This window comes from Mycobacterium sp. NGS54 (assembly GCF_059812465.1).
Genome location: NZ_JCALCS010000010.1, coordinates 64407 through 91100, shown reverse-complemented (window position 1 = coordinate 91100; position 26694 = coordinate 64407). Strand labels below are relative to the sequence as shown.

Annotated in this window: 25 protein-coding genes, 1 tRNA gene and 2 pseudogenes; 24 read left to right on the top strand and 4 right to left on the bottom strand. The window is 70.5% G+C overall.

Annotated features, from left to right (window positions below; genetic code table 11):
* Positions 1 to 227: 227 nt before the first annotated feature.
* From mraZ to AC5Y5E_RS28365, 19 genes are all read left to right on the top strand, one after another.
* Positions 228 to 659: a division/cell wall cluster transcriptional repressor MraZ gene (gene mraZ / locus AC5Y5E_RS28455; RefSeq protein ID WP_499907221.1), complete on the top strand. Its 432-nt coding sequence runs from the start codon at positions 228 to 230 to the stop codon at positions 657 to 659.
* Positions 634 to 1803: a 16S rRNA (cytosine(1402)-N(4))-methyltransferase RsmH gene (rsmH, locus tag AC5Y5E_RS28450; protein ID WP_499907032.1), complete on the top strand. Its 1170-nt coding sequence runs from the start codon at positions 634 to 636 to the stop codon at positions 1801 to 1803. Before mraZ ends, rsmH begins: the two co-directional genes overlap by 26 nt.
* Complete coding sequence (ftsL, locus tag AC5Y5E_RS28445; protein WP_499907030.1) at positions 1800 to 2984, top strand: cell division protein FtsL; 1185 nt, start codon at positions 1800 to 1802, stop codon at positions 2982 to 2984. The genes rsmH and ftsL overlap by 4 nt, the downstream gene beginning before the upstream one ends.
* Positions 2981 to 4993 (top strand): peptidoglycan D,D-transpeptidase FtsI family protein, encoded by a 2013-nt coding sequence (locus tag AC5Y5E_RS28440; RefSeq protein ID WP_499907028.1) that lies wholly within the window; start codon positions 2981 to 2983, stop codon positions 4991 to 4993. The genes ftsL and AC5Y5E_RS28440 overlap by 4 nt, the downstream gene beginning before the upstream one ends.
* A gap of 123 nt (positions 4994 to 5116) precedes the next feature.
* Positions 5117 to 6682 (top strand): UDP-N-acetylmuramoyl-L-alanyl-D-glutamate--2,6-diaminopimelate ligase, encoded by a 1566-nt coding sequence (locus AC5Y5E_RS28435; protein WP_499907026.1) that lies wholly within the window; start codon positions 5117 to 5119, stop codon positions 6680 to 6682.
* Entirely contained in the window at positions 6679 to 8187 is a 1509-nt protein-coding gene (locus AC5Y5E_RS28430; protein WP_499907024.1) for a UDP-N-acetylmuramoyl-tripeptide--D-alanyl-D-alanine ligase, read from the top strand. The genes AC5Y5E_RS28435 and AC5Y5E_RS28430 overlap by 4 nt, the downstream gene beginning before the upstream one ends.
* Positions 8184 to 9263 (top strand): phospho-N-acetylmuramoyl-pentapeptide-transferase, encoded by a 1080-nt coding sequence (gene mraY, locus AC5Y5E_RS28425; protein ID WP_499907022.1) that lies wholly within the window; start codon positions 8184 to 8186, stop codon positions 9261 to 9263. The genes AC5Y5E_RS28430 and mraY overlap by 4 nt, the downstream gene beginning before the upstream one ends.
* Before the next feature lies 1 nt (position 9264).
* The gene (gene murD / locus AC5Y5E_RS28420; protein WP_499907021.1) at positions 9265 to 10716 is read left to right on the top strand and encodes a UDP-N-acetylmuramoyl-L-alanine--D-glutamate ligase; all 1452 of its coding nucleotides are present in this window, start codon (positions 9265 to 9267) and stop codon (positions 10714 to 10716) included.
* Between the two features lie 6 nt (positions 10717 to 10722).
* Positions 10723 to 12396 (top strand): putative lipid II flippase FtsW, encoded by a 1674-nt coding sequence (ftsW, locus tag AC5Y5E_RS28415; RefSeq protein WP_499907019.1) that lies wholly within the window; start codon positions 10723 to 10725, stop codon positions 12394 to 12396.
* A complete protein-coding gene (murG, locus tag AC5Y5E_RS28410; protein WP_499907017.1) occupies positions 12393 to 13604 on the top strand; it encodes an undecaprenyldiphospho-muramoylpentapeptide beta-N-acetylglucosaminyltransferase in 1212 nt (403 codons plus the stop codon). The genes ftsW and murG overlap by 4 nt, the downstream gene beginning before the upstream one ends.
* Before the next feature lie 50 nt (positions 13605 to 13654).
* On the top strand, positions 13655 to 15085 hold the full coding sequence (gene murC / locus AC5Y5E_RS28405; protein WP_499907219.1) for a UDP-N-acetylmuramate--L-alanine ligase: 1431 nt from the start codon (positions 13655 to 13657) through the stop codon (positions 15083 to 15085).
* A complete protein-coding gene (locus AC5Y5E_RS28400; RefSeq protein ID WP_499907015.1) occupies positions 15082 to 16026 on the top strand; it encodes a cell division protein FtsQ/DivIB in 945 nt (314 codons plus the stop codon). Before murC ends, AC5Y5E_RS28400 begins: the two co-directional genes overlap by 4 nt.
* Before the next feature lie 238 nt (positions 16027 to 16264).
* Positions 16265 to 17416, top strand: a complete 1152-nt coding sequence (ftsZ, locus tag AC5Y5E_RS28395) for a cell division protein FtsZ (RefSeq protein WP_499881242.1) — start codon at positions 16265 to 16267, stop codon at positions 17414 to 17416.
* A gap of 49 nt (positions 17417 to 17465) precedes the next feature.
* Entirely contained in the window at positions 17466 to 18185 is a 720-nt protein-coding gene (pgeF, locus tag AC5Y5E_RS28390; protein ID WP_499907013.1) for a peptidoglycan editing factor PgeF, read from the top strand.
* A gap of 5 nt (positions 18186 to 18190) precedes the next feature.
* Positions 18191 to 18967, top strand: coding sequence for a YggS family pyridoxal phosphate-dependent enzyme (locus AC5Y5E_RS28385; RefSeq protein ID WP_499907011.1), 777 nt, complete (start codon positions 18191 to 18193; stop codon positions 18965 to 18967).
* 66 nt (positions 18968 to 19033) lie between these two features.
* Positions 19034 to 19690 (top strand): cell division protein SepF, encoded by a 657-nt coding sequence (locus AC5Y5E_RS28380; protein ID WP_499907009.1) that lies wholly within the window; start codon positions 19034 to 19036, stop codon positions 19688 to 19690.
* A gap of 117 nt (positions 19691 to 19807) precedes the next feature.
* Positions 19808 to 20110 (top strand): YggT family protein, encoded by a 303-nt coding sequence (locus AC5Y5E_RS28375; RefSeq protein ID WP_499881245.1) that lies wholly within the window; start codon positions 19808 to 19810, stop codon positions 20108 to 20110.
* Positions 20111 to 20349: 239 nt separating this feature from the next.
* Positions 20350 to 21162 (top strand): DivIVA-like cell division protein Wag31, encoded by an 813-nt coding sequence (gene wag31 / locus AC5Y5E_RS28370; RefSeq protein ID WP_499907007.1) that lies wholly within the window; start codon positions 20350 to 20352, stop codon positions 21160 to 21162.
* A 94-nt stretch (positions 21163 to 21256) separates the two neighbouring features.
* Positions 21257 to 21601: a hypothetical protein gene (locus tag AC5Y5E_RS28365; protein WP_499907005.1), complete on the top strand. Its 345-nt coding sequence runs from the start codon at positions 21257 to 21259 to the stop codon at positions 21599 to 21601.
* A 3-nt stretch (positions 21602 to 21604) separates the two neighbouring features.
* Here AC5Y5E_RS28365 and AC5Y5E_RS28360 read toward each other — a convergent pair.
* Positions 21605 to 22291, bottom strand: a pseudogene (locus tag AC5Y5E_RS28360) (phosphoribosyltransferase); the annotation flags it as partial.
* 146 nt (positions 22292 to 22437) lie between these two features.
* On the opposite strand from AC5Y5E_RS28360, the gene AC5Y5E_RS28355 reads away from it, so the two are divergent.
* Positions 22438 to 22641, top strand: coding sequence for a hypothetical protein (locus AC5Y5E_RS28355; RefSeq protein ID WP_499907003.1), 204 nt, complete (start codon positions 22438 to 22440; stop codon positions 22639 to 22641).
* Here AC5Y5E_RS28355 and AC5Y5E_RS28350 read toward each other — a convergent pair.
* Together AC5Y5E_RS28350 and AC5Y5E_RS28345 are read right to left on the bottom strand one after the other, a co-directional pair.
* Positions 22638 to 23072, bottom strand: a complete 435-nt coding sequence (locus tag AC5Y5E_RS28350) for a type II toxin-antitoxin system VapC family toxin (RefSeq protein ID WP_499907001.1) — start codon at positions 23070 to 23072, stop codon at positions 22638 to 22640. The two genes, AC5Y5E_RS28355 and AC5Y5E_RS28350, sit on opposite strands and share 4 nt — an antisense overlap.
* A gap of 3 nt (positions 23073 to 23075) precedes the next feature.
* A pseudogene (locus tag AC5Y5E_RS28345) lies at positions 23076 to 23381 on the bottom strand (type II toxin-antitoxin system Phd/YefM family antitoxin); the annotation flags it as partial.
* A 64-nt stretch (positions 23382 to 23445) separates the two neighbouring features.
* Here AC5Y5E_RS28345 and AC5Y5E_RS28340 point away from each other — a divergent pair.
* Both AC5Y5E_RS28340 and AC5Y5E_RS28335 read left to right on the top strand, forming a co-directional pair.
* Positions 23446 to 23682: a type II toxin-antitoxin system Phd/YefM family antitoxin gene (locus tag AC5Y5E_RS28340; RefSeq protein ID WP_499906999.1), complete on the top strand. Its 237-nt coding sequence runs from the start codon at positions 23446 to 23448 to the stop codon at positions 23680 to 23682.
* Positions 23679 to 24101, top strand: a complete 423-nt coding sequence (locus tag AC5Y5E_RS28335; protein WP_499906997.1) for a type II toxin-antitoxin system VapC family toxin — start codon at positions 23679 to 23681, stop codon at positions 24099 to 24101. Before AC5Y5E_RS28340 ends, AC5Y5E_RS28335 begins: the two co-directional genes overlap by 4 nt.
* A 467-nt stretch (positions 24102 to 24568) precedes the next feature.
* On the opposite strand, the gene AC5Y5E_RS28330 is transcribed toward AC5Y5E_RS28335, so the two are convergent.
* A tRNA-Leu gene (locus AC5Y5E_RS28330) sits at positions 24569 to 24654 on the bottom strand.
* Positions 24655 to 24777: 123 nt separating this feature from the next.
* Here AC5Y5E_RS28330 and AC5Y5E_RS28325 point away from each other — a divergent pair.
* Both AC5Y5E_RS28325 and AC5Y5E_RS28320 read left to right on the top strand, forming a co-directional pair.
* Positions 24778 to 26124, top strand: a complete 1347-nt coding sequence (locus tag AC5Y5E_RS28325) for a M20/M25/M40 family metallo-hydrolase (RefSeq protein WP_499906995.1) — start codon at positions 24778 to 24780, stop codon at positions 26122 to 26124.
* A 27-nt stretch (positions 26125 to 26151) separates the two neighbouring features.
* The gene (locus AC5Y5E_RS28320) at positions 26152 to 26682 is read left to right on the top strand and encodes a YbhB/YbcL family Raf kinase inhibitor-like protein (protein WP_499906993.1); all 531 of its coding nucleotides are present in this window, start codon (positions 26152 to 26154) and stop codon (positions 26680 to 26682) included.
* Positions 26683 to 26694 lie beyond the last annotated feature (12 nt).

The window sequence follows — 26694 nt, the reverse complement described above, 5'->3', positions numbered from 1 at the left end:
CCCACCCGGCGATTCCATGGCCCTGAGGTGCGGTTTTCCGGCCCGAAGATCGGGCCGCAACGGGACGTCCGGAGCCACCGGCCGGCGGCAGGACCGGGCTCGGTGGCGGACAACGGGGAAAACGCGCCCACGACACCCGAATAATGGGGCGAAGTGGGGGATGGTGGGGTATGGTGGCTGAAGCGTTTGGGTGAGGCGAGAGCCGGGTCTCCATGGGAGGTGAGCTGGTGTTTCTCGGCACCTACACGCCCAAGCTCGACGACAAGGGGCGGCTGACGTTGCCCGCCAAGTTCCGCGACACGTTGGCAGGGGGGTTGATGGTCACCAAAAGCCAGGACCACAGCCTCGCGGTCTACCCCCGGACGGAATTCGAGCAGCTGGCGCGCCGGGCCAGCAAGACCTCACGTAGCAACCCCGAGGCCCGGGCCTTCCTGCGCAATCTCGCCGCCGGCACCGACGAGCAGCATCCCGACGCGCAGGGCCGCATCACCCTGTCGGCCGACCACCGCCGTTACGCGAACCTGACCAAGGACTGCGTGGTGATCGGGGCGGTCGACTACCTCGAGATCTGGGATGCGCAGGCCTGGCACGACTACCAGCAGACCCACGAAGAGAACTTCTCCGCGGCCAGCGATGAAGCACTCGGCGACATTATCTGAGGCGCATGCCCGTGCATCGTGGCCTCTGCCCGAACCGACCCTGGCGTACTTCCCCAACGCCAGGTTCGTACCTTCGGACAGGGACCAGGATGCAAGGGCGGTTCTCAGGGGAGGCGTTGCGGTGGCTGAGAATTCGGACGATTTCGGGCACGTGCCCGTCCTGCTGCACCGCTGCGTCGAGCTGCTCACCCCCGCCCTGACGCGCCGGCACCCCGACGGGACCGGCGCGGTCCTCGTCGACGCCACGCTCGGCGCCGGTGGTCACGCCGAGCGATTCCTGACCGACCTGCCCGGTCTGCGGCTGATCGGACTCGACCGCGATCCCAGCGCCCTCGACATCGCCCGGGACCGACTGGACCGGTTTGCCGACCGGGTCACCCTGGTCCGCACCCGGTACGACGGTCTCGCCGAAGCGCTGGCCGAATCCGGCTGTGCCGCAGCCGAATCCGTCGACGGGATCCTTTTCGACCTCGGCGTTTCCTCCATGCAGCTCGATCGCGCCGAACGGGGCTTCGCCTATGCCCAGGACGCGCCGCTGGACATGCGGATGGACCCGTCGTCGCCGCTGACCGCGGCCGACATCGTCAACACCTACGACGAGGGCGCGCTGGCGGACATCCTGCACCGCTACGGCGAGGAGCGGTTCGCCCGCCGCATCGCCGGCCAGATCGTCCGCCGGCGCCGCAGCGCCCCGTTCACCTCGACAGCGCAGTTGGTAGAGCTGCTGTACCAAGCGATTCCGGCGCCCGCCCGGCGCACCGGCGGACATCCGGCCAAGCGCACCTTCCAGGCGCTGCGGATCGCCGTCAACGACGAACTGACCTCGCTGCGCGACGCCCTTCCCGCCGCGCTGGACGCGCTGGCCGTCGGCGGGCGCATCGCGGTGATGGCCTACCAATCGCTGGAGGACCGGATCGTCAAGCGGGTGTTTGCCGACGCGGTCGCGTCGCGCACGCCGGTGGATTTGCCCTTCGAACTTCCCGGCCACGAGCCGAGATTCCGGTCGTTGACGCGCGGCGCCGAACGCGCGGACGCGGCCGAGGTCGAACGCAATCCCCGCAGCGCCGCCGTGCGATTGCGGGCGCTGCAACGGCTCGGACCGAACGCGAAATCACAGCAGGCTAGCGGGAAAGGCGACTCATGAAGGTAACGCGCGAGACGCCCAAACGCCGCGGCGGCTCGGCCCGCAAGGACAGGCGCGCCGCGGGCGACGGGGCGTCGTCGCGTCGCACGCGGCCCGGGACCGCCTCGTCCACCGCCCGCGAAAGCCGGTCGCACCGTTCGGGACCGCAAACCAGCCCGATCGCCCGGCCGGTCGAACGCTCCGGCCGCCCCAAGAATGCGAGCCAGGCCAAAGCGCGGGCCAAGGCGCGGAAAGCTAAGGCGCCCAAGGCCGTCCGGCCCCGCCTGACCGAGCGGTTGGCCGCCCGGCTCGCGTCGATCGATCTGCGCCCACGGACGCTGGCGAGCAAGGTTCCGTTTGTCGTGCTGATCATCGGCGCCCTCGGCCTGGGGCTGGGCCTGACGCTGTGGTTGTCCACCGACTCCGCCGAGCGCTCCTATCAGTTAAGCCACGCCCGCGAGAAGAACCGGATGCTGCAGCAGCAGAAGGAGTCGCTGGAACGCGATGTGCGCGAGGCGGAGTCCGCGCCGGCGCTGGCCGAAGCGGCGCGCAAGCAGGGCATGATCCCGACGCGGGACACCGCACACCTGGTCCAGGACCCGACCGGTAACTGGGTGGTCGTCGGCAGCCCGAAGCCGGCCGACGGCGTCCCGCCGCCACCGCTGAACAGCAAGATCTCCGACGCGCCCCCACCGGCTCCGCCGCCGCCCGCGCTGCCGCCGGAGGTCCCGGTCCGGGTGCTGCCCGCGCCTGGGGCCCCACCGGTGCCGGCGCGGCCGGGGCCGGAGGCGCTGTTGCGCGCCCCGGACGGTTCGTCGACCGTGGGCGGCCAGCACCTGCCCGCGCAAATCCCTTCGCAGGCCATAGCCCCGCTGCCGGGGATGCCGGGCGGCCCGGCCACGGGGCACTTCCAGGGGGTGGTGCCGGTGCTGCCGACGCCGGGTCTGCCGTCCCCGACGGGCCCCGCGCAGCCTGCGCCGCCCGCCGAGGTCTCGATTCCCATGGGCGGGCTGCCGATGCCGGCCCCCGGATCGGTGCCCGCCCCGCTGCCCGCGGAGGTGCCGGTCCCGGTGCGGCCGGGGTTGCCCGGCCCGGCTGCGCAGGCCCCTCCTCAGGTGCCTCAGCCCCCTCAGCCGGGCGTGCCGGCTAACGGCCAACAGCCCGGCCCGCTGGCCGCCGCGACGCCGGGTGGCGCCCGATGAGCCGCGGCGAGGACGGGCGGGGACGCCGGTCGCCCTCGGCGCGACCGACGCGCCGGCCCCGTAAGCCGCAAGAGCCCAAGGACGTGCGGCAACCGAAGAAGCCCCGTAACGCCAAGCAGACCAAGCAAGCTCGCCCGGCCGAAGCGATGGCGGTCGGACACTCGGCGCGCGACCGGCGCACCCGCCAGATCGTGGAAGTGGGCTCGCGCGGCGCGTCGTTCGTCTTCCGGCATCGGGCCGGCAACGTGGTGATCGTGGCGCTGATGGCGGTCGCGGCGGCGCAGCTGTTCGTCCTGCAGGTCACGGATGCCCCGAAGCTGCGCGCGCAGGCGGCCGGGCAGCTCAAGGTCACCGACGTCGAGAAGGCCATCCGCGGCAGCATCGTGGACCGCAACAACCAACAGCTGGCGTTCACCATCGAGTCGCGCGCGTTGACGTTCCAGCCCAAGCGGATTCACCAGCAGTTGGAGGAGGCGAGAAAGAAGAACCCCGCCGCCCCCGATCCGCAGGAGCGGCTGCGTGACATGGCCAAGGAAGTCTCGGCGCGGCTGAACAACAAGCCGGATTTTGCGACCGTGCTGAAGAAGCTGCAAAGCAACGAGAATTTCGTGTACCTCGCGCGCGCCGTCGACCCCGCGGTCGCCAGCGCGATCTCGGAGAAGTTCCCCGAGGTCGGCTCCGAGCGCCAGGATCTGCGCCAGTATCCGGGCGGATCGCTGGCCGCCAACATCGTCGGCGGCATCGACTGGGACGGCCACGGACTGCTCGGGCTGGAGGACTCCCTGGATTCCGTCCTGTCCGGAACCGACGGCTCCGTCACGTATGACCGCGGATCCGACGGGGTCGTCATCCCCGGCAGTTACCGCAACCGGCACCGGGCCGTCAACGGCTCGACCGTCCAGCTGACCCTGGACGACGACATCCAGTTCTACGTCCAGCAGCAGGTCCAGCAGGCGAAGAATCTGTCTGGGGCGCATAATGTTTCGGCCGTCGTGCTGGACTCCAAGACGGGCGAGGTGCTGGCCATGGCCAACGACAACACCTTCGACCCGTCCCAAGACATCGGGCGCCAGGGTGATCGGCAACTGGGCAACCTGACGGTCTCCTCGCCCTTCGAACCGGGGTCGGTGAACAAGGTGATCACCGCGTCCTCGGTCATCGAATACGGCCTGTCCAACCCCGACGAGGTGTTGCAGGTGCCCGGCTCGATCCAGATGGGCGGCGTCAGCATCCACGACGCCTGGGACCACGGCGTGATGCCCTACACCACCACCGGCGTGTTCGGAAAGTCGTCGAACGTCGGCACCCTGATGCTGGCGCAGCGCGTCGGCCCGGAACGCTTCTACGACATGGTCCGCAAGTTCGGGCTCGGCCAGCGCACCAACGTCGGGTTGCCCGGTGAGAGCGCGGGGCTGGTGCCGCCCATCGACCAATGGTCGGGCAGCACCTTCTCGAACCTGCCCATCGGCCAAGGACTTTCGATGACCCTACTGCAGATGACCGACATGTACCAGACGATCGCCAACGACGGCCTGCGGGTACCGCCGCGGATCATCAAGGCCACCATCGCGCCCGACGGCACCCGGACCGAAGAACCGCACCCGGACGGGGTTCGGGTGGTGTCGCCGCAGACCGCCCAGACGGTCCGGGGCATGCTGCGCGCCGTCGTGCAGCACGACCCGATGGGCTACCAGCAGGGCACCGGGCCGGCCGCCGCGGTGTCCGGCTATCAGATGGCGGGCAAGACCGGCACCGCCCAGCAGATCAACCCCGGCTGCGGTTGCTACTTCGACGACGTCTACTGGATCACCTTTGCCGGCATGGCCACCGTCGACAATCCCCGCTACGTCATCGGCATCATGATGGACAACCCCCAGCGCAACGCCGACGGCACACCCGGGCACTCGGCGGCCCCGCTGTTCCACAACATCGCCGGCTGGCTCATGCAGCGCGAGAACGTGCCGCTGTCGCCGGATCCGGGGCCGCCGCTCACCCTGCAGGCCACGTAGCCCCCTCCGCCGCGTCCCCTCCACCGCGACGGTGCGTGTCTGACGGCGGCACGCGGGGGAGGTGTACAACTGCGCACGCTCGCCCGGGAACGCCGGCCGGCCGGTGCTCCTCGGTAGGGTGTCATGGCCGATCAAAAGGACCACGCGGGTGGGACGGGAGGTGTGTCGGTGTCCAGTGATTTGCGCCCAAGCGCCGGCGCCGGCGCCCGGTTACCCGAGCTGGCGGCCCAGGTCGGCGCGGTGATGGCCGACGGCGTGGCCGTGCCCGACGTCCCGGTCACCGGCGTCACGCTGCGCGCCCAGGACGTGCGGCCCGGGGACCTGTTCGCCGCGCTGCCCGGCTCGGCCACGCACGGCGCCCGCTATGCGGGCGACGCGATCCAAGGCGGTGCCGTCGCGGTGCTGACCGACGCCGCAGGGGTCGCGGAAATGGGCGACGCGACCGTGCCCACCCTGGTGCACCCCGCGCCCCGCGGCGTGCTCGGCGGCCTGGCCGCCGCGGTGTACGGAAACCCGTCGGAACGGGTCACGGTCATCGGGATCACCGGAACGTCGGGCAAGACCACCACGACGTACCTCGTCGAGTCGGGTCTGCGCGCCGGCGGCCGGACGGCGGGGTTGATCGGCACCATCGGCATCCGCGTCGACGGCGCCGATATCCCCAGCGCGCTGACGACACCTGAGGCGCCCGCGCTGCAGGCGATGCTCGCGGCGATGGCCGAACGGGGGGTGGACACGGTGGTCATGGAGGTGTCCAGCCACGCGCTGGCGTTGGGCCGGGTGGACGGCACCGGATTCGCGGTGGGCGCCTTCACCAACCTGTCCCGCGACCACCTCGACTTCCACCCGACCATGGCCGATTATTTCGAGGCCAAGGCGCTGCTGTTCGACCCCGATTCGCCGCTGTGCGCCCGACGGGCCATCGTGTGTGTCGACGACGACGCCGGGCGCGCGATGGCCACCAGGGCCGGTGGCGCCGTGACCGTCAGCGCCACCGGCCAACCGGCCGACTGGCGCGCCACGGACGTGGCGCCGATGGGCGCGGGCGGACAGCAGTTCACCGCCGTGGACCCCGCGGGCGTACACCACCGCGTCGGCATCCGGCTGCCCGGCCATTACAACGTCGCCAATGCCCTTGTGGCGCTGGCGATCCTGGACGCGGTGGGCGTCTCCCCGGAGCAGGCGGCCCCGGGGTTGCAGAACACGCGCGTCCCCGGGCGGCTCGAAGAGATCGACCGCGGCCAGGATTTCCTGGCGCTGGTCGACTATGCGCACAAGCCGGGTGCGTTGCGCGCGGTGCTGGGCGCCCTGACGCGCCCGCAGCGCCGGCTGGCCGTGGTGTTCGGCGCCGGGGGCGATCGCGATCCGGGCAAGCGGGCCGCCATGGGCGCCGTCGCCGCCGAGCTGGCCGACCTGGTCGTCGTCACCGACGACAACCCGCGCAGTGAAGACCCCGCGGCGATCCGGCGCGAAATCCTCAGCGGCGCAGCCGAAGCGGGCACCAAGGCGGAGGTCGTCGAGATCGGCGACCGGCGCGAGGCGATCCGGCACGCGGTCAACTGGGCGGGCCCCGGCGACGTCGTGCTGATCGCCGGCAAGGGCCACGAAACCGGCCAGCGCACCGGCGACGTGGTCCGCCCGTTCGACGATCGCGTGGAACTCGCCCGGGCCCTGGAGGATCGGGCGTGATCGAGCTGACCGTCGCGCAGATCGCCGAAATCGTCGGCGGCACACTGGCGGACATCACACCGGAGGACGCCGCCGAACTGCGGGTCACCGGCACCGTCGAGTTCGACTCGCGGGCTGTGGGCACGGGCGGGCTGTTCCTGGCGCTGCCGGGGGCCCGCTCCGACGGCCACGACCACGCGGCCTCGGCGGTCGCGGCCGGCGCGGTCGCGGTGCTGGCGGCCCGTCCGGTCGGCGTCCCCGCCATCGTGGTCGCCCCCGAAGGCGCCTCCGGATCGCGGGCCGGCGTGCTGGAGCACGACGCCGACGGGTCGGGCGCCGCGGTCCTGGCGGCACTGGCCAGGCTGGCCCGGGCGGTGGCGTCCGAACTGGTGGCGGGCGGGCTGAGGATCGTCGGGATCACCGGCTCGTCGGGAAAGACCTCGACCAAGGATCTGGTGGCCGCCGTGCTGGCGCCCCTCGGGGAGGTGGTCGCCCCGCCCGGGTCGTTCAACAACGAGCTGGGTCACCCTTGGACGGTGCTGCGCGCGACGCGGCGCACCGACTACCTGATCCTCGAGATGTCGGCGCGCCACCCCGGCAACATCGCCGCGCTGGCCGAGATCGCCCCGCCCTCGATCGGGGTGGTCCTCAACGTCGGGACTGCCCACCTGGGCGAATTCGGCTCCCGGGAGGCCATCGCGCGAACCAAATCCGAACTGGCCCAGGCCGTTCCGCCGTCCGGCATCGTCATCCTCAACGTCGACGACCCGGCCGTGGCGGCAATGGCCGACGTCACCACCGCCCGGGTGGTCCGGGTCAGCCGCGCCGGCCGCTCGGATGCGGGGCCAAGCGACGTGTGGGCCGATGGAGTGTCGCTGGACGAACTGGCCCGGCCGCGCTTTACCCTGCACGCGATGGACAGCGCTGTTGAGGTGCAACTCAGCGTGTTCGGCGACCATCAGGTCACCAACGCGCTGTGCGCGTGCGCGGTCGCGCTGCATTGCGGAGCCGGCCTCGAGCAGGTGGCGGACGCGCTGGCCGGGGCTGGCCCGGTATCGCGCCATCGCATGCAGGTGACCACCCGCGCCGACGGCGTCACGGTGATCGACGACGCCTACAACGCCAACCCCGACTCGATGCGGGCCGGGCTGCAGGCGCTGGCCTGGATCGCCCACGGCGGCCCGAGCCCAAAGCGCCGGAGCTGGGCGGTGCTCGGCGAGATGGCCGAGCTCGGCGAGGACGCGATAACCGAGCACGATCGCATCGGCCGGCTCGCGGTGCGCTTAGATGTGTCTCGACTCGTTGTCGTCGGAACCGGGAGGTCGATGAGCGCCATGCACCACGCGGCGGTCATGGAAGGCTCCTGGGGGGGCGAGACCGTCAGCGTGCCCGACGGCGACGCCGCGCTGGCCCTGCTGCGGGCCGAGCTGCGGCCCGGTGACGTCGTGCTGGTCAAGGCGTCCAACGCCGCTGGCCTGGGGGCGCTCGCGGAAGCGCTCGCGGCCGACAGTGGGGCGCGCCCGTGAGACAGATCCTGATCGCGGTCGCCATCGCGCTGACCGTGTCCATTCTGTTGACCCCGGCGCTGATCCGGCTGTTCACCAGGCAGGGCTTCGGCCACCAGATCCGCGAGGACGGCCCGCCGAGTCACCACACCAAGCGCGGCACCCCGTCGATGGGCGGCGTGGCGATCCTGGCCGGCATCTGGGCGGGCTACCTGGGCACCCACCTGGCGGGCCTGGCCTTCGACGGCGAGGGCATTTCCGCGTCGGGCCTGCTGGTGCTCGGCCTGGCCACCGCGCTGGGCGTCGTGGGGTTCCTCGACGACCTGATCAAGATCCGCCGGTCGCGCAACCTCGGGCTGAACAAGACGGCCAAGACGGTCGGGCAGATCGTCGCCGCGGTGCTCTTCGGCTTGCTGGTGCTGCAGTTCCGCAACGCCAACGGCCTCACGCCGGCCAGCGCGAACCTGTCCTACGTGCGCGAAATCGCCACCGTCACACTGGCTCCCGGGCTATTCGTGCTGTTCTGCGTCGTCGTCGTCAGCGCCTGGTCCAACGCGGTCAACTTCACCGACGGCCTGGACGGGCTGGCCGCCGGCTGCATGGCCATGGTCACCGCCGCCTACGTGCTGATCACCTTCTGGCAGTACCGCAATGCGTGCGTCACCGCGCCGGGGTTGGGCTGCTACAACGTGCGCGATCCGCTGGACCTGGCGCTGATCGCGGCCGCCACCGCCGGCGCCTGCATCGGCTTTCTGTGGTGGAACGCCGCGCCCGCCAAGATCTTCATGGGCGACACCGGCTCGCTGGCGCTGGGCGGCATCATCGCGGGCCTGTCGGTCACCAGCCGCACCGAGATCCTGGCCGTCGTGCTGGGCTCGCTGTTCGTCGCCGAGGTCACCTCGGTCGTGCTGCAGATCCTGGCCTTTCGCACCACCGGGCGCCGGGTGTTCCGGATGGCGCCCTTCCACCACCATTTCGAACTGGTCGGCTGGGCCGAAACCACGGTGATCATCCGCTTCTGGCTGCTCACCGCGATCACCTGCGGGCTGGGCGTGGCCCTGTTCTACGGTGAGTGGCTGGCCACGGTCGGTGCCTGACGTGCTTGACCCGCTCGCCCCGGGCGCGCCCGTGCTGGTGGCCGGCGGCGGCGTCACCGGCAAGGCCGTGCTGGCGGCCCTGACCCGACTCGGTGCGGCCCCGACCCTCTGCGACGACGACCCCGCGACCCTGCGCCGGTACGGCGACGGCGGCGTCGCGACGGTGACGACGTCGACGGCCGCGGAAAGGGTCTGCGACTACGCCCTGGTGGTGACCAGCCCCGGCTTCTCGCCGTCCACTCCGCTGCTGGCCGCCGCGGCGACGGCGGGCGTGCCCATCTGGGGTGACGTGGAGCTGGCCTGGCGGCTCGACGCCGCCGGCCAGTACGGGCCGCCGCGCCGCTGGCTGGTGGTCACCGGGACGAACGGCAAGACCACGACGACGTCGATGCTGCACGCGATGCTGGTCGCCGCCGGGAAGAGCAGCGTGCTGTGCGGCAACATCGGCGATCCGGTGCTCGAGGTGCTGGACCGGCCCGCCGAGCTGCTGGCCGTCGAGGCGTCCAGCTTCCAGCTGCACTGGGCGCCCTCGCTGCGGCCCGAGGCCGGCGTCGTGCTCAACATCGCCGAGGACCACCTGGACTGGCACTCCACGATGGCCGAATACGCCGCGGCCAAGGCCCGAGTGCTAAGCGGCCGGGTCGCGGTGGTCGGGCTGGACGACGCCCGGGCCGCCGCGTTGCTGGACTCCGCGGCCGCCCCGGTCCGGGCTGGTTTCCGGCTCGGCGAACCGGCCCCGGGCGAGCTCGGCGTGCGCGACGGGCTGCTGGTCGACCGCGCCTTCGCCGACGACCTGGCGCTAATGCCGACCCAATCGATCCCGGTGCCCGGCCCGGTCGGCGTGCTCGACGCCCTGGCCGCGGCGGCCCTGGCCCGCAGCGTCGGCGTGCCCGCCGAAGCGATCGCGGCCGCGATCTCCTCCTTCCGGCTGGGCCGGCACCGCGCCGAGGTGGTGGCCGTCGCCGACGGGATCACCTATGTCGACGACTCCAAGGCCACCAACCCGCACGCCGCCGAGGCGTCCGTGCTGGCCTACCCGCGGGTGGTGTGGCTGGCCGGCGGTTTGCTGAAGGGCGCATCGGTCGACGCCGAGGTCGCCAGGATCGCATCGCGGCTGGTCGGCGCGGTGCTCATCGGCCGCGATCGGGCCGAGGTTGCAGAGGCGTTATCGCGACACGCGCCGGATGTCCCCGTCGTCCAGGTTGTGACAGGCGAGGATGCTGATATGAATGCGACTGCTGTGGCTCCTGATGCTTCTGTGACAGAAGTGAGACCTTCGGACGGCGACCTCGGCGCTCGCGTCATGACCGCGGCTGTGGCCGCGGCCCGGAACCTCGCCAGGCCGGGCGACACGGTGCTGCTGGCACCGGCCGGCGCGTCGTTCGACCAGTTCGCCGGGTACGCCGCCCGCGGCGACGCGTTCGCGGCGGCCGTCCGCGCGGCGATCCAGTAGGCAGGCGTGGCTAACGGACTGACCCGGCGGCTGCGCCGGGGCAAGGGGAGCAAAGAGACCGCCGCCGCCGGGCAGGACGAGGCGGCCGAGGCGGACGTCCCGAACGACGAGGACGCCACCGACGCCTTCGACGCTTACGAGGCCGCCCCGGACGCCAAGGCGGGCGCCAAAGCGGCAAAAGCCAGGTTCACGGCCCTGCCGGCCGGCCTGCGCGGCCGGTTCGGCGCCTGGCTGGGCCGGCCGATGACGTCGTTTCACCTGATCATCGCCGTCACCGGCCTGCTGACCACGCTGGGTCTGATCATGGTGCTGTCCGCCTCGGGCGTGCGCTCCTACGGCGCCGACGGGTCGGCGTGGGTGATCTTCGGCAAGCAGGTGCTCTGGACGATCATCGGGCTGATCGCGGCCTACGTCGCGATGCGCGTGTCGGTGCGCTTCATCCGGCGCGTGGCCTTCACCGGCTACCTGATCACGATCATCCTGCTGGTCCTCGTGCTGGTTCCCGGGATCGGCAACCTGGCCAACGGCTCGCGGAAGTGGTTCGTGATCGCGGGCTTCTCGATGCAGCCGTCCGAGCTGGCCAAGATCGCGTTCGCCATCTGGGGCGCCCACCTGCTGGCGGCGCGGCGCATGGAGCGGGCCTCGTTGCGCGAGATGTTGATCCCGCTGGTCCCGGCCGCGGTCATCGCCCTGGCGCTAATCGTCGCCCAGCCCGACCTCGGTCAGACGGTGTCGCTGGGCATCATCCTGCTGGCCCTGCTGTGGTACGCGGGGCTGCCGCTGCGGGTCTTCGTCACCTCGCTGGCGGCCGTCTTCGTGGCCGGCGCGGTCCTGGCGATGTCCGCGGGTTACCGCTCGGACCGGGTGCGGTCCTGGATCAACCCCGAAAACGACCCGCAGGACACCGGCTACCAGGCCCGGCAGGCCAAGTTCGCGCTGGCCCACGGCGGCGTCTTCGGCGACGGTCTCGGCCAGGGCGTCGCCAAGTGGAATTACCTGCCCAACGCCCACAACGACTTCATCTTCGCGATCATCGGCGAGGAGCTGGGCTTCATCGGCGCGTTCGGGCTGCTGGCGCTGTTCGGGGTGTTCGCCTACACCGGGATGCGGATCGCGCGCCGCTCGGCCGACCCGTTCCTGCGGCTGCTGACCGCAACCACGACGATGTGGATCCTCGGGCAGGCGTTCATCAACATCGGCTACGTGATCGGCGTGCTGCCGGTCACCGGCCTGCAGCTGCCGCTCATCTCCGCCGGCGGAACATCCACGGCCGCAACACTATTCATGATCGGCATCATGATCAACGCGGCCCGGCACGAACCCGAGGCGGTGGCCGCGCTGCGGGCCGGGCGCGACGACAAGGTGAACCGGCTGCTGCGGCTGCCGCTGCCCCAGCCGTACGTGCCCAGCCGCATCGAGTCGTTCCGCGATCGCAAGCGGGTCGGTCCGCAAGCCGCCGGCAAGGGCCCCAAGGCGCCCCCGCGCAAGGGGGCCCGCAACCACGACGCCCCGCTGCGGCAGGCCGCCGGGCGAACGTCCGCCCGGCCGACGCGCCAGTCTGGGGGCACCCCGCGTGGGCGGGGAGGGCATCATGGATCTGGCCAGCGGTACGCCGGCCAGCGTGCCGGCCAGCGTAAGGCACGGCAGACTCGCGCATTGGAAGGTCAGCGTTACGGGTGAACGGCACGATCAAAGAGCCGGCCGGCGGGCTGGGGGCAAGCCCCTTGCCCGCCGGTGCCGCATCATCGGCCCTTGATTCCCCGTCGTCGGCCAATTCCGGCCTGTCCGTCGTGCTGGCCGGCGGCGGGACGGCCGGCCACGTGGAGCCCGCCATGGCCGTCGCCGACGCGCTGTGCGCCCTGGATCCGCACGTCCGGATCACGGCGCTGGGCACCGCCCGTGGGCTGGAGACCAGGCTGGTGCCCGAGCGCGGCTATCACCTCGAGCTGATCACCCCGGTCCCGCTGCCGCGAAAGCCCAGCGGCGACCTGGCCCGGCTGCCACCGCGCGTCTGGCGCGCCGTCCGGGAGACGCGCGCGGTGCTCGACGCCGTCGACGCCGACGTGGTGGTCGGCTTCGGCGGGTACGTGGCGGTGCCGGCCTACCTGGCCGCCCGCGGCATCCCCGGGCTTCGGCGCCGCGTCCCGGTGCTGATCCACGAGGCCAACGCCCGGGCCGGCATCGCCAACCGCGTCGGCGCGCGCACGGCCGACCGGATCCTCTCGGCGGTGCCGGATTCCGGGCTGCGCGGCGCCGAGGTGGTCGGTGTGCCGGTGCGGGCGGCCATCACCACGCTCGACCGCGCCGCGCTGCGCGCCGAAGCCCGCAAGCACTTCGGCTTCGCCGACGACGCGCGGGTGTTGCTGGTGTTCGGCGGCTCGCAGGGCGCGGTCTCGCTCAACCGGGCGGTGTCGGCGGCCGCGGCCGACCTGGCCGCCGCCGGCGTCGCCGTGCTGCACGCCCACGGGCCCAAGAACACCCTCGAGCTGCGCACGCCCGAGCCGGGCGACCCGCCCTACGTGGCGGTGCCCTACCTGGACCGGATGGACCTGGCCTACGCCGCCGCCGACCTGGCCATCTGCCGGTCGGGGGCGATGACGGTCGCGGAGGTGTCGGCCGTCGGCCTGCCGGCCATCTACGTGCCGCTGCCGATCGGCAACGGCGAGCAGCGGCTCAACGCGCTGCCGGTGGTCAACGCCGGCGGGGGCATCATCGTTGCCGACAGCGCCCTGACGCCGGCGCTGGTCGCCCGCGAGGCGGGCGGGTTGCTCAACGACCCGGCGCGGCTGGCGGCCATGACGACGGCCGCCGCGCTGGTGGGGCATCCGGACGCGGCGCGACGGGTGGCCCAGGCGGCGCTCGACATCGCGGCGCGGAGGCGCGGGTGACCGCCGAGCAGTTGCCGCACTCGCTACCCCCTGAGTTACAGAGGGTGCACATGGTCGGCATCGGGGGAGCCGGGATGTCCGGCATCGCCCGCATCCTGCTCGACCGGGGCGGCCTGGTCTCCGGGTCCGACGCCAAGGAGTCGCGCGGCCTGCACGCCCTGCGGGCCCGGGGCGCGCAGATCCGCGTCGGCCACGACGCGTCGGCGCTGGATCAGCTGCCGGGCGGCGTCACCGCGGTCATCACCACCCACGCCGCCATCCCGAAGACCAACCCCGAGCTGGTCGAGGCGCGCCGGCGCGGCATCCCCGTCGTCCTGCGGCCCGCCGTGCTGGCCAAGCTGATGGCCGGGCGCACCACGCTGATGGTCACCGGCACGCACGGCAAGACGACGACGACGTCGATGCTGATCGTGGCCCTGCAGCACTGCGGGCGCGACCCGTCGTTCGCGGTGGGCGGGGAACTCGGCGAGGCCGGCACCAACGCGCATCACGGCAGCGGCGACTGCTTCGTCGCCGAGGCCGACGAGAGCGACGGCTCGCTGCTCGAGTACACGCCCAACGTCGCGGTGGTCACCAACATCGAGGCCGACCACCTGGACTTCTACGGCAGCACCGACGCGTACGTCGAGGTGTTCGACGCGTTCGTGGAGCGGCTCGCGCCCGGGGGAGCGCTGGTCGTGTGCACCGACGACCCGGGGGCGGCGGCGCTGGCCGAGCGCACCGCCGAGCTGGGCATCCGGGTGCTGCGCTACGGCTCGGCGGGCGATGGCCTGGCCGCCCGGCTGTTGTCGTGGGAGCAGCAGGGCACCGAGGCGGTCGCGCACATCCAACTGGCGGGCGAGGAGCACCCGCGCGTGATGCGGCTGTCGGTGCCCGGGCGGCACATGGCGCTCAACGCGCTGGGCGCGCTGCTGGCGGCGACCGAGATCGGCGCGTCGGCCGACGAGGTGCTCGACGGGCTGGCCGGATTCGAGGGCGTGCGGCGCCGATTCGAACTCGTCGGGACCTCGGGAACCGGCCCGGAGGCGGTGCGGGTGTTCGACGACTACGCCCACCATCCCACGGAGATCGGCGCCACGCTGGCGGCGGTCCGCACGGTGCTCGAGCAGAGCGGTCTCAGCGGCCGCTCCATCGTGGTCTTTCAGCCCCATTTGTATTCGCGCACAAAGGCTTTCGCGGCCGACTTCGGTCGCGCCCTGGACGCCGCGGACGAGGTTTTCGTCCTCGACGTCTACGGCGCGCGGGAACAACCGCTGACCGGCGTCAGCGGGGCCAGCGTCGCCGAGCACGTCGGCGTACCGGTGCGGTACCTGCCGGATTTCTCCGCCGTCGCCGAGGAGGTCGCCGCGGCCGCCGGGCCCGGCGACGTCGTCGTGACGATGGGCGCCGGCGACGTGACCCTGCTGGGTCCGGAGATCGTGACCGCGCTGCGGGTGCGGGCCAACCGCAGCGCGCCGGGCCGGCCGGGGATCTCCCGATGACCGAGCCGAACGAGCCCACCCCACCCGACCCGGCCGCCGACACCGCCGACGCCGCCGACGGCGTGATCACCGAACCACTCACGACGGGGGAGCAGGACGGCGCGGCGCCCGAGGACCAGGCCGAGTTCGAGGGGCCGCGGCGACGGGCCCGCCGGGAGCGGGCCGAGCGCCGCGCCGCGCAGGAGCGCGCCCGGGCCATCGAGGAGGCCCGTCGCGAGGCCAAGCGCCAGGCCAGCGGGCGCATCGTCAACCAACCCAAACCCGCCACCCGCGGCGTCGTCCGGGGGCTGAAGATGCTGCTGATCAGCGTGGTGCTGGCCGTCGTCGGCGTCGGGCTCGGGCTGGTGCTGTATTTCACGCCCGCGATGTCGGCGCGCGAGATCGTCGTCACCGGGACGGGCACGGTGACGCGCGAGGAGGTCCTGGACGCGGCGCGGGTGCGGCCCGGCACGCCGCTGCTGCAGATCAACACCAACCAGGTCGCCGAGCGGGTGGCCGCGATCCGGCGGGTGGCCAGCGCGCGCGTGCAGCGGCAGTACCCGTCGGCCCTACGCATCACCATCGTCGAGCGAGTGCCGCTGGTGGTGAAGGACTTTCCCGACGGCCCGCACCTGTTCGACCGCGACGGCGTCGACTTCGCGACCGCGCCGCCGCCCCCGGCGCTGCCCTACCTCGACGTCGCCGACCCCGGCCCGACCGACCCGGCGACCAAGGCCGCGCTGCAGGTGCTGATCGCGCTGCGCCCCGAGGTGTCGGGCCAGGTGGCCCGCATCGCCGCCCCGTCGGTGGCCTCGATCACGCTGACGCTGGGCGACGGGCGGGTGGTGATCTGGGGGACCACCGACCGCACCGACGAGAAGGCGGAGAAGCTGGCCGCCCTGCTGACCCAGCCGGGCCGGACCTACGACGTATCCAGCCCCGATCTGCCCACCGTCAAGTAGCCGTGCGGCCCCGAACGTGCGGCCCGCCGCACGCTCGGCGCCCAACGGGCGGCCAGCCGCACGCTCGGTGAGCCAAAAATTTGCGTGCCGCGCCTCGGCGCGCCTGCGGGATTAGCGCCCGCCGGACCCATACCGTTCTGTTTGCGCGGAACTACTTGACATAACTCTAACTCTATGGTTGAGGTTGAGGGTTTGCCAAGCGGACACACCGAGTCCCACCAGGGAGGAAGAAGTAATGATGACCCCCCCGCATAACTACCTGGCCGTCATCAAGGTTGTGGGTATCGGTGGCGGCGGCGTCAACGCCGTCAACCGGATGATCGAGCAGGGCCTCAAGGGCGTGGAGTTCATCGCCATCAACACCGACGCGCAGGCGCTGTTGATGAGCGACGCCGACGTCAAGCTGGACGTCGGTCGCGACTCCACCCGCGGGCTGGGCGCCGGAGCCGACCCCGAGGTGGGTCGCCGGGCCGCCGAGGACGCCAAGGACGAGATCGAAGAGCTGCTGCGCGGGGCGGACATGGTGTTCGTCACCGCCGGCGAGGGCGGCGGCACCGGCACCGGCGGGGCGCCGGTGGTGGCCAGCATCGCCCGCAAGCTGGGGGCGCTGACCGTCGGCGTGGTCACCCGGCCGTTCTCGTTCGAGGGCAAGCGGCGCGGCAACCAGGCCGAAAGCGGCATCTCCGCGCTGCGCGAGAGCTGCGACACGCTCATCGTGATCCCCAACGACCGGTTGTTGCAGATGGGCGACGCCGCGGTGTCGCTGATGGACGCGTTCCGCAGCGCCGACGAGGTGCTGCTCAACGGCGTGCAGGGCATCACCGACCTGATCACCACGCCGGGCCTGATCAACGTCGACTTCGCCGACGTCAAGGGCATCATGTCCGGCGCGGGCACCGCGTTGATGGGCATCGGCTCGGCGCGCGGCGAGGGCCGCTCGCTCAAGGCCGCCGAGATCGCCATCAACTCCCCGCTGCTGGAGGCGTCGATGGAGGGCGCCCAGGGCGTGCTGATGTCGATCGCCGGCGGCAGCGACCTGGGCCTGTTCGAGATCAACGAGGCGGCCTCGCTGGTGCAGGACGCCGCCCATCAGGACGCCAACATCATCTTCGGCACCGTCATCGACGACTCGCTGGGCGACGAGGTGCGCGTCACCGTCATCGCGGCCGGCTTCGAGGCCAGCGGGCCGGGCCGAAAGCCCGTCATCGGGGGCAGCGCGGCGGACAAGTCCGGCGCGCACCGGATCGAGTCGGCGAAGGCCGGCAAGCTCACGTCGACGCTGTTCGAGCCCGTCGACGCGGTGAGCGTGCCGGTGCACACCAACGGCGCGACCTTGAGTATTGGCGGCGACGACGACGACGTCGACGTGCCGCCGTTCATGCGCCGCTGACGCCGTGCGCGTGACACAGCAACGGCCTGGCTTTCCGGATACTGGTCACGTGAGCGTTCGCATCCGGCGGGTGACGACCACCCGGGCGGGCGGGGTCTCGGCGCCGCCGTTCGACACCTTCAACCTGGGCGACCACGTCGGCGACGACCCGAAGGCGGTGGCGGCCAACCGGTCCCGGCTGGCCGCCGCCCTCGGCCTGAGTGTCAAGGGCGGCGCCGACCGGGTGGTGTGGATGAACCAAGTCCACGGCGACCGGGTCGAGGTGGTCGACGGGCCGCGGGACACGGCGGTCGACGGCACCGACGCGCTGGTGACGAGCACCCGGCGATTGGCGCTGGCGGTGGTGACCGCCGACTGCGTGCCCGTGCTGCTGGCCGACGCGCGCGCCGGCGTCGTCGCCGCCGTGCACGCCGGCCGCGTCGGCGCGGCGCAGGGGGTGGTGGCGCGCGCGGTGGAGGCGATGCTGAAACTGGGCGCGCAGGCCGCCGACATCTCGGCGCTGCTCGGGCCGGCGGTCAGCGGTCGCAACTACGAGGTGCCCGCCGCGATGGCCGACGAGGTCGAGGCGGCGCTGCCGGGTAGTCGCACCACCACCGCGGCCGGCACCCCCGGACTCGACCTGCGCGCCGGAATCGCTTGCCAGCTCCGCGATTTGGGTGTCACGGCGATCGACATCGATCCGCGCTGCACGGTGGCCGACCCGACCCTGTTCAGTCACCGCCGGGGCGCGCCGACCGGTCGGCTGGCGTCGCTGGTCTGGATGGAGTGACCACCATGGCGGTGGACATGCCGGCCGGGCAAGACCGCGAAACGGAATTGACACGCGCATTGGCGGCGGTTCGTTCGCGACTTGCGGCGGCCGCGGAAGCGGCGGGCCGCAATGTCAGCGAAATTGAACTTCTCCCCATTACCAAATTCTTTCCAGCAACCGATGTAGCGATTTTGTCTCGATTGGGTTGTCGCAGCGTCGGCGAATCTCGCGACCAGGAAGCCGCGGCGAAGGTCGCCGAAGTCGCGCGGTTGGCCACTACTCCGGCCCTTGCGGACTTACCGAATATGCACTGGCACATGGTCGGCCGCATTCAGCGCAATAAGGCGCGGTCGCTGGCCAACTGGGCGCACACCGCCCACTCGGTCGACAGCACGCGGCTGGTGACCGCGCTCGATCGGGCGGTGTCGACGGCCCTGTCCGAGCGCCGTCGGCGCGAGCCGCTGCGCGTCTACGTCGAGGTCAGCCTGGACGGCGACGTGTCCCGCGGCGGCGTCGACATCACCGGGCCCGGCGCCCTCGATCAGGTCTGCGCCCAGGTGGCGGACTCCAAAAGCCTGAAACTGCTCGGCTTGATGGGCATCCCGCCGCTGGACTGGGACCCAGGACGGGCCTTCGACCTGCTGCAATCGGAGCACCGCCGGGTGCTCGAATCGCACCCGGACGCGGTGGGCCTGTCCGCCGGCATGTCCAGCGACTTCGAAATCGCCGTAAAACATGGATCGACATGTGTGCGTGTCGGTACCGCGCTATTGGGTCCGCGGCGGTTACCGTCACCGTGAGTAGTCACTGTAGTCACACCTTCATCACAGACACCAATAATCCCAGGGGCTAGAAGGGTTTAAGCGATGAGCACACTGCACAAGGTCAAGGCCTACTTCGGTATGGCTCCGATGGAGGACTACGACGACGAGTACTACGACGACCGTGCGCCATCCCGCGGCTTCCCCCGTCCGCGCTTCGACGAGGGCTATGGCCGTTTGGAAGGCCGCTATGACGGGCGCGACTACGACGACCCGCGCGGCGAGCCCGCCGACTACCCGCCGACCGGTGGCTACCGCAGCGGCTACGCCGACGAGGGGCGCTACGGCCCCGTGCATCCGCGCGAGTTCGACCGTCCCGAGATGAGCCGACCGCGCCTCGGGTCGTGGCTGCGGAATTCCACGCGCGGCGCGCTGGCGATGGACCCACGCCGCATGGCCATGCTGTTCGAAGAGGGCAGCCCGCTGTCGAAGATCACCACGCTGCGTCCGAAGGACTACAGCGAGGCGCGCACCATCGGCGAGCGGTTCCGCGACGGCACCCCGGTCATCATGGACCTGGTGTCGATGGACAACGCCGACGCGAAGCGGCTCGTCGACTTCGCGGCCGGGTTGGCCTTCGCGCTGCGCGGCTCGTTCGACAAGGTCGCGACCAAGGTGTTCCTGCTGTCGCCCGCGGACGTCGACGTCTCACCCGAGGAGCGTCGCCGGATCGCCGAAACCGGTTTTTACGCTTACCAATAGGCGCACCCGTCCCGCCGACTGGCAGGTCAGCGTCGGTGAGGTGTGTGCCCGCACCCCGGAATCGGTACGCTGGCGGCTGATATTCGGGTCATCTCATCGGTAAGGTCGGGGCTCCAGTTGGTGCTGTTCTTTCAGATCCTTGGGTTCGCGCTGTTCATCTTCTGGCTGCTGCTGATCGCCCGGGTCGTCGTCGAGTTCATCCGTTCGTTCAGCCGCGACTGGCGTCCGACCGGCATCACGGTGGTGATCCTCGAGATCATCATGTCGATCACCGACCCGCCGGTGAAGCTGCTGCGGCGGCTGATCCCGCAGCTCACCATCGGGGCGGTCCGCTTCGACCTGTCGATCATGGTGCTGCTGCTGGTCGCGTTCATCGGCATGCAACTGGCGTTCGGCGCCGCGGCGGGGGCCGCGCCGTGATCGCGGTGACGAAGCCGGGAGACGGTTCGGCCACGTTTTAGCGTCGGTTCGGCGGCCGCGATTTAAAAACTTTAAGGGTTTGGATTTTATTGGTCTTAGTGTTTGAAATTGGTTCTTAATTATTGGGCTAATCGGCTACCGCCGGGTCTGGTGTGACAGGATGGACGGCAGTTGCACGACGGCAACCACTCCGTTCTACACTTTCCAGATCGTTTGACAGGAACTCGAGGGGACGAACAATGCCGCTTACACCAGCCGACGTCCACAATGTGGCGTTCAGTAAGCCGCCGATCGGCAAGCGCGGTTACAACGAAGACGAGGTCGACGCCTTCCTCGACCTGGTGGAAAACGAGCTGACGCGGCTCATCGAGGAGAACTCCGATCTGCGTCAACGCATCGAGGAGCTGGACCGCGAGCTGGCCTCCGGTGGTGGCGGCGGCGCCGCCCAGCCCACCCAGGCGATTCCCACCTTCGAGCCCGAACCCGAGCCGGTGAAGCCGGCGCCGGTTGTGGCGGCCCCGCCGCCCCCGGCCCCCGCGCCCTCCGCGGGCACCAACGAGGAGCAGGCCCTCAAGGCCGCCCGAGTGCTGAGCCTGGCCCAGGACACCGCCGACCGGCTCACCAGCACCGCCAAGGCGGAATCCGACAAGATGCTGGCCGACGCCCGCGCGAACGCCGACCAGATCCTCAGCGAGGCCAAGCACACCGCCGAGACCACGGTCGCCGAGGCCCGGCAGCGTGCCGACGCCATGCTGGCCGACGCCCAGAGCCGCTCGGAGACCCAGTTGCGGCAGGCCCAGGAGAAGGCCGACGCCCTGCAGGCCGACGCGGAACGCAAGCATTCCGAAATCATGGGAACCATCAACCAGCAGCGCACCGTGCTGGAAGGCCGCCTCGAGCAGCTGCGCACGTTCGAACGCGAATACCGCACCCGCCTCAAGACCTACCTCGAATCCCAGCTCGAGGAACTCGGCCAGCGCGGGTCGGCGGCACCCGTCGACTCCAGCGCCGACGCCGGCGGGTTCGACCAATTCAATCGGGGTAATAACTAGCCTGGCAGCCGTGCCGGGTACTCGCCAAGCCACGACGCGGCACACTAACCTGCACTAGACCTGGCAGTCCCGCTCGTCGCCTGGAGGATGGCCGATGCTGATCGTTGCGCTGGTACTCGCCCTGATCGGGCTCGTCGCGTTGGTGTTCGCGGTTGTCACCAGCAACGAGTTGGTCGCCTGGGTGTGCATCGGCGCCAGCGTCCTGGGCGTGGTGCTGCTGATCATCGACGCCTTGCGGGAACGCCAGCGGCGCGACGCCGAGCCCGAGCCCGCGGAAGAAACCGAGGACAAGGACGCGTTGGTCGATTACCCCGAGGAACTCCCGGACCAGGACGAGCAGCGGTTGGAGGCCGGGGAGACCACGATCGCCGAGTCGTTGGATGCCGGCACCGAACCGAGCGACGAGCCGGCGGTCCCGGGCGACGACCGCGCCGAGTAGCCGTCAGCCCGTCGGCGTATTGAGCAGCTCGCGGACCTCATCGTCACTGACCTGGTGGAAGTCGGCGTAGACCTGTCCGACGGCTTCGAAACCGGGCGGCATGGTCACGCACACCACCTGGTCGGCTTCCTGCCCGATCTCGCGACACGTCGACGGGGGACCGACCGGCACCGCGACGACGATCGACTGCGGCCCCCCGGCCCGCAGGGCACGGACGGCGACCAGCATGCTGGCGCCGGTGGCGATGCCGTCGTCGACCAGGATCACGACCTTGCCGCGCGGGTCGGCGATGGGGCGGCCACCCCGATAAGCCTGTTCGCGCCGGTGCAGTTCGGCCGTCTCGCCGGCGATCACCTCGCGCACCTGCTCGTCGGTGATGTGCAGGCTGGACACCACGTTGTCGTTCATCACCACCGCACCGCCGCTGGCCAGCGCGCCCATCGCCAGCTCCGGCCAGCGCGGCACCCCGAGCTTGCGGACCAGGAACACGTCGAGCGGGGCGTGCAGCGCGGCCGCGATTTCCCACGCCACCGGGACGCCGCCGCGGGCGAGCCCGAAAACCAGTAGACCGTCTTTGCCTCGGTAGGACGCCAGCTGCTCGGCGAGCACGCGGCCGGCCTCACGACGGTCGCGGAACGTGCGCGTCGCCGTTCGCCGAAGAAAGCCGCTCGGTGGGTTCATTGGTCGCATTCGGAGGCTACTGGCTTTTACCCAGCGTACGTGCGGCGCCGCGGTTATCGAAGAAGTCCGTTCGGCCGGATTTCGCCGGTGAGATTGATCACTCAGATAGCCTTGTGCGAGAGGGGAATTGGCGGCGACACGAGAGGAACGGCGAGATGGGTCGACGCACTTACACGTCCTACAGCATTGCCTGCGCGGTGGTGTGGGCCGTCATCTTGATCGGGGTTTCGGCGGTGGCCGGCGCGGACACCCGGCGCACGTTCCTGTTGGTCGGCTTCGGGTGGGGGATCGGCTGGCTGTCGGCGACGATCGCCAGGGCCGTCTACCCGCCGCCCAGGCGGCGTATCGGGTCGGGCTAAGGGTCGAGTTGGAGGGGGGCGACTCGGCACCCGGCGGCTTGGGCTCCGGTGTGCAGGCGTCGGTCCCAAACGGCGACGATCAGGCCGGGGTTGCCGACTGCCAACGCGCTGGCCAGATGGACAGCGTCGGCTCCGCGCAAGGCATGGGCTCGGGCGAGGTGGCCGGCGTGCTGTTCAACCGTCGCGGTGAGTTCGATTGGGCGGGTGGCGGCCCAGAAGTCCTGCCAGTCACGCTCGGTTTCGGCGAGCTCGGATTCGGTCAGGTCACGATTGCGGGCCGCTGCGGCGAGTGCGGCGCGGACTTCGGGGTAGGCCAGGCGGCTGGACAATGCGGCGTCGCAGCCGTCCCATAGCGCGGACGCCAGCGAGCTCCCTGTCTCCGTGGTGAGAAGTTTGACGAAAGCGCTGGCGTCGAAGTAGACGAGCGGCACCGGTCAGCGCCGCTGGTCGCTGACCCGGTCAGACACCGGCCGCCGCGGTCGGGGTCTGGACCGTCCCGCAGCGACGGGCCGCTGCGCGGTGGCCTTGCCGATCACGCCTTCGGCTGTGAGACGCTCCAAAGTGCCTGCGCTGTCCAACGCGGCGAGTCGTGCGACGGGAATCCCGCGGTCAGTGATGACGACCTCAGCACCAGCCCGAGCTCGGTCGAGCCATTCGCTGAGGTGCGCGCGCAACTCGGTGACGGATACCTCCACACCGTGAACTGTACACTCACTGAACCGTGATTTGTACATGTCACTACTGAGCGCGGTAACGAAGGATCAACGTATCGCCTCGACGTCTCACCGGTGATACCCTATGGGCGTGAACACAGTGACCGTGCGCGATCTACGCAACAACGGGGGAGAAGTACTCCGCCGTGTTGAGCACGGCGAGCGGATCGTGGTCACGCGCGACGGGGCACCGGTGGCCGAACTGCGCCCCTTGCCCCGGTCCAGCCCCAGTCCGTCTGAGCTGATTCGTCGCCGCAAGAATCTCCCGCGGGTGAACCCGGATGCCCTCCGCCGCGACATCGATAACCTGATAGATCCGTCGTTGTGACCGAGGCGCTAAGACGGGGAATGCTGGACACCTCCACGGTAATTCTCCTCGGCGAGATATCTGATCCAACCGAATTGCCCGACGAATCGGTGATTAGCGCGATAACGCTGGCGGAGCTGTCCGTGGGTCCACATGTAGCACACGATGATGCTGAGCGCAGCGCACGTCAGCAGCACCTACAGCAGGCTGAGGCTGACTTTGACGTCGTTCCGTTCGACGGCGATTGCGGGCGGGCATTTGGCGGCGTTGCCGCAGCGCTCCGCGCGTCGGGGCGCAAGCCGGCTGCGCGCGCGTATGACGCGCTTATCGCCGCAAGTGCAATCGCACATGGCGTTCCGCTCTACACCTGCAATCCGGACGACTTCGCGGGTATCCCTCGGTTGGAACTCCGCCCGGTCGCCCACCCGCACCATCAATAGGGTCGGGGTCTAGTGCGTCGCGCATGAAATCCTTGCCATATATTTGGCGAGGGAGTCGAGGATCTCGTCGGCGGTTTTGGTCCAGCGCAACGGTTTTGGGTTATCGTTCCGTGCGGGGTAGGTCAGTACACGCCAGCCCGGGTTTGCGTCCCGGTTATCACCCCAACCTGCGACAGGTAAATGCGACGGCGAACCTGAGTCGTGTCGCCCGATGTGTGATCGCGGCTTCGCCGCTCAACATACTCCGTCGGCTCAGAAATGAACGCGAGCGCTTATTTCGCTCGCCTCAGTCGTCGGATGTGTGTTCGCGGCTTCGCCGCTCAACACACTCCGTCGCCTCAGGAATGAATGCGAGCGTTTATTTCGCTCGCCTCAGTCGTCGGATGTGTGTTCGCGGCTTCGCCGCTCAACACACTCCGTCGCCTCAGGAATGAATGCGAGCATTCATTCCATTCGGCTCGGTCGCGTGTCCGAGGGGGGACTTGAACCCCCACGCCCATTAGTAGGGCACTAGCACCTCAAGCTAGCGCGTCTGCCATTCCGCCACTCGGACCAGACCAACGAGAGTTGGCAGCTAAGGCTATCGGATCGGCCCGCGCGGACCCAAGTTAGCTCGCCGCGCGCCGGGGGTTCCGGCCCGAGCCCGGCGGCGCCGGCAGTGGTAGGAAAGGTGGTTGTGACCGAGCAAACCGAGCTGACGTCCGATACCCGCGACGATGTGGCCGAGGTTGTCAGCAGGTTGATCCGGTTCGACACCACCAACACCGGCGAACCCGAGACAACGCGGGGCGAAGCCGAGTGCGCGCAATGGGTCGCCGAGCAGCTCCAAGAGGTCGGCTACCTGCCGCAATACATCGAGTCCGGCGCGCCCGGCCGCGGCAACGTGGTCGCCCGCCTGAAGGGCGCGGACAGCTCACGCGGTGCTCTGCTGATCCACGGGCATCTCGATGTGGTCCCGGCCGAGCCCGCCGATTGGACCGTGCACCCGTTCTCGGGCGCGATCCGCGACGGCTTCGTCTGGGGCCGCGGGGCGGTCGACATGAAGGACATGGTCGGCATGATGCTCGTGGTCGCCCGGCAGTTGAAGCGGGACCGCGTCGTGCCGCCGCGCGATCTGGTGTTCGCGTTCGTCGCCGACGAGGAGCACGGCGGCCACTACGGGGCGCAATGGCTGGTCGACAACCGGCCGGAGCTGTTCGACGGCGTCACCGAGGCGATCGGCGAAGTGGGCGGGTTCTCCCTGACCGTGCCGCGCCGCGACGGGGGAGAGCGCCGGCTCTACCTCATCGAGACGGCGGAGAAGGCCATGTCGTGGATGCGGCTGAGCGCCCACGGCCCGGCCGGACACGGGTCGATGGTGCACGACCAGAACGCCGTCACGGCCGTCGCCGAGGCGGTCGCCCGGCTGGGCCGGCACCAGTTTCCGCTCGTGGTGACCGACACCGTCGCGCAGTTCCTGGCCGCCGTCAGCGAGGAGACCGGCCTGAGCTTCGACGTCAATTCGGACGACCTGGCGGGGACGATCGACAAGCTCGGCCCGATGGCGCGCATGCTCAAGGCCGTGCTGCACGACACCGCCAACCCGACGATGCTCAAGGCCGGGTACAAGGCCAACGTCATCCCGGCGACGGCGGAGGCGGTGGTGGACTGCCGCATCCTGCCCGGCCGCAAGGCGGCGTTCGAGGCCGAGGTCGACGAGCTGCTCGGCCCGGCCGTCACCCGCGAATGGATCAGGGACCACCCGTCGTATGAGACCAGCTTCGACGGCGAGCTGGTCGACGCCATGAACGCCGCCGTGCTGGCGCTCGACCCGGACGGCCGGACGGTGCCCTACATGCTTTCCGGAGGGACCGACGCGAAAGCCTTCGCGCGCTTGGGCATTCGCTGCTTCGGCTTCAGCCCGCTGCGGCTGCCGCCCGATCTGGATTTCGCCGCGCTGTTCCACGGCGTCGACGAACGGGTACCCATCGAGGCGCTTAGGTTCGGCACCGACGTGCTGGCACACTTTTTGACGCACTGCTAGCCGATAAACGAAACGAGAGGATCGCCCATGAGCCTGCCGCCCGACCCGTACGACGCGTTGCCGAAGCTGCCGTCGTTCAGCCTGAATTCGATCTCGATCACCAACGGGCAGCCGCTGGCCACCCCGCAAGTCAGCGGGATCATGGGCGCCGGCGGCGAGGACGTCAGCCCGCAGCTGAGCTGGTCGGGGTTCCCGCAGGAGACGCGCAGCTTCGCCGTCACCGTCTACGACCCGGACGCCCCGACGCTGTCCGGATTCTGGCACTGGGCGGTGGCCAACCTGCCCGCGAACGTCACCGAGCTGCCCGACAATGCCGGCGACGGCAACGAGTTGCCCGGCGGCGCACTGACTTTGGTGAACGACGCCGGCATGCGCCGCTACGTCGGCGCCGCGCCGCCGCCGGGCCACGGCCCGCACCGTTACTACGTCGCGGTGCACGCCGTGGACGTCGAGAAGCTCGACCTGCCCGAAGACGCCAGCCCGGCGTTCCTCGGGTTCAACCTGTTCCAGCACGCGATCGCGCGCGCCTACATCTACGGGACTTACGAGCAGAAGTAGTTCGCACGTTCG